The following is a 2,062-nucleotide window of genomic DNA, read 5'->3' as shown; positions in this document are numbered from 1 at the left end:
TCGGAAGGGGAGGGGGCCCGTCGCGGATGGGGACGCGCCCCAGCAGCCTGGCGCGGAGAGGGGTTGTTGTCCGGCGATGAGGTTGGCGCTTGATCGACGGTTGGCGGCCTGTCGGTCTCGCGGCTGATCGCGGTGTCGGGTCGGTGCGACGACATTGGCACCGGTGACGGCACGCCCGCATTCATCCCGTCCTCCATCTCCTCGCGCAGGTAGAGGCCGCCAAGGACATCGGGGAAGGCGTCGCGCAGGGCGAAGGCACGCGCACGCATCTGCAGCATGCGCTGCGGATACTGCTGCCATGGACCGGGCCGGCCCCACAGGCCGGCGCGACGGGCATCGCCGACACCGAAGGACCGCTCCACGGGCTCCCGCTCTCCCCGCCGCCCCACGGTGCAGACGGCGCACCAGTCATCCGGACCGGTGCCCTTCAACCGCTCCTCGATGAAGGACGCCTGCCCCGAGGCCCTGACGAGCGCAAGAGCCGCGTCACCCCAGATCGTCGGTCGTCCGTCGACGATGGCGATCCGTTGCAGGGCCGCCAGCGGAGGAAGACCCACCTCCAGGCCCTGCAGGATCGCCACCGCGCAGGCCTCCGGGCTTTCGAAGCCGCGCGGCACGAGGCCTGACGCCACGATGACGCGGGCGAGCGCGAGGGCCTCGTCGAGCGTCTGCGGAATGATGCCGAGAGGGCGAGCGCCTGCCGCGACGGTGGCTCTAGACTTGGTGGGACGTGCCGTCCGCGGCCGGGTGGAGACGGTCGTGCCGTCTCCCGCGACGCCGTGTCCCCTGGCAGGCCGTTGCGCCCGCAAGCGCGTGGATGTGCGCTGCGGTGCGGGGGCGACCTGCGGGGCGGGATCTGTCCCGCGAGGGGAAGAGGGGGAATGCGAGCCGTTGGCCGACCGGGTCATACAGCCCTCCTCTTGGTGACGAGGGTCGTGCCGGGCACGCGTTTGCCCGCGCTGAGGTCGCCCAGCGCAAGGCGCTGCGTCACCTTCTGCACCTGGGCATCGCCGTGGAAGCGGACGTCGCGGGCATAGTGGCGAACGGCGAGCTGCGGTTCGCGCAGGTCGACCGACGTCTCGGTGCGCAGCGCGATCCGCCGTCCGGTCGTGCCGGCGGCTGGAGGATGGCTCGGGCTCCCGCCACCACCGAGCAGTACGCGGTCCCATTCGGCTTCAAGGAACGGCTCGACGGCCTTCTTCATGGCCGCCTTGGCCTGGTCCGCCTTCTCCACGACGGGTGTCCAGGCGGCGTCCACGGCCTTGATGCGCAGGAGAAGGGGCCTCTTGATCCGGACCCTTTCCGCCTCTGCATCGGCTTCCAGGCTGGCGAAGCGATGCGCGAAGTTTGCGGCCCGGTCCGCCACGTCCTGCGTCAGGATGGAACCGATCGACGACAGCCACGCACGGGCCTGCTCCCACAAAGCCTCGATCTCGGCCGCGAGACGCTGGACACCGTCCAGGGGACCGTCAGGATCCGGGATCGGCACCGGTACAAGGGCATCCGCTGCTCCCATACCCGCTGCAACGAGGGCCCGGCTGTTGTGGCCGATGGTGGGCAGAGCGTCCGGCCAGGGCTCTCCCTGCTCGGCAACCCGGACGTAAAGTTCGTAGGGGATCGGGCGCTCGCAGCACCAGGTCCACACATCGCAGGGCTCCACGGGACGTCCGTCCCGAAGGGCGTAGAGACGTCCCTCGTGCCGCCAGATGGCGACGGGACTCGACCGCCCGGTGCGGTCGGGCTTGGTGCGCCAGAACCCGGGCTGCGGGTCGTTCTCGTGAAGGGGGCCGAAGTGTCCTTCGAGAGCCTTCTTCCAGAAGGCGAGGGGATCACTCGGCACGGGCAGGCGTGCCGGATCGTGGCCGTGGTCTTGTGTCTGGAAAGTTGTGTCCCGAGTGTCGGGGTCATGGTGCTTCAACGTCATCGTCCTCCTTTCATCGGGAGGGTCAGACGCTGCAGCAGATCCCGTTGGTTGCCGGTTCGGCCACATCCCGCTGTCGCGGAGCCACCTTGCCGGGAGGGCAGGTTGGCGAGGGCGTCTGCCCTTCTCGTGATGATGAGA

At 69.7% G+C, this 2,062-nt stretch carries 2 protein-coding genes and 1 riboswitch; both genes read right to left on the bottom strand.

Going from position 1 to position 2,062, the window contains the following annotated elements:
- Positions 1-908, bottom strand: a 908-nt coding sequence (locus ACX9GQ_RS24980; RefSeq protein WP_459632308.1) for a recombinase family protein, incomplete at its 3' end; no start/stop codon positions are given.
- Positions 905-1,840 (bottom strand): hypothetical protein, encoded by a 936-nt coding sequence (locus ACX9GQ_RS24975; protein ID WP_459632307.1) that lies wholly within the window; start codon positions 1,838-1,840, stop codon positions 905-907. The genes ACX9GQ_RS24980 and ACX9GQ_RS24975, both read right to left, overlap by 4 nt.
- 118 nt (positions 1,841-1,958) lie before the next feature.
- Positions 1,959-2,062: riboswitch (SAM-I-IV-variant riboswitch) on the bottom strand.

The organism is Alsobacter sp. R-9 (assembly GCF_054612375.1).
Note: the sequence above shows the minus strand (reverse complement) of the source record. Positions and strands in the feature narration are given on the sequence as shown.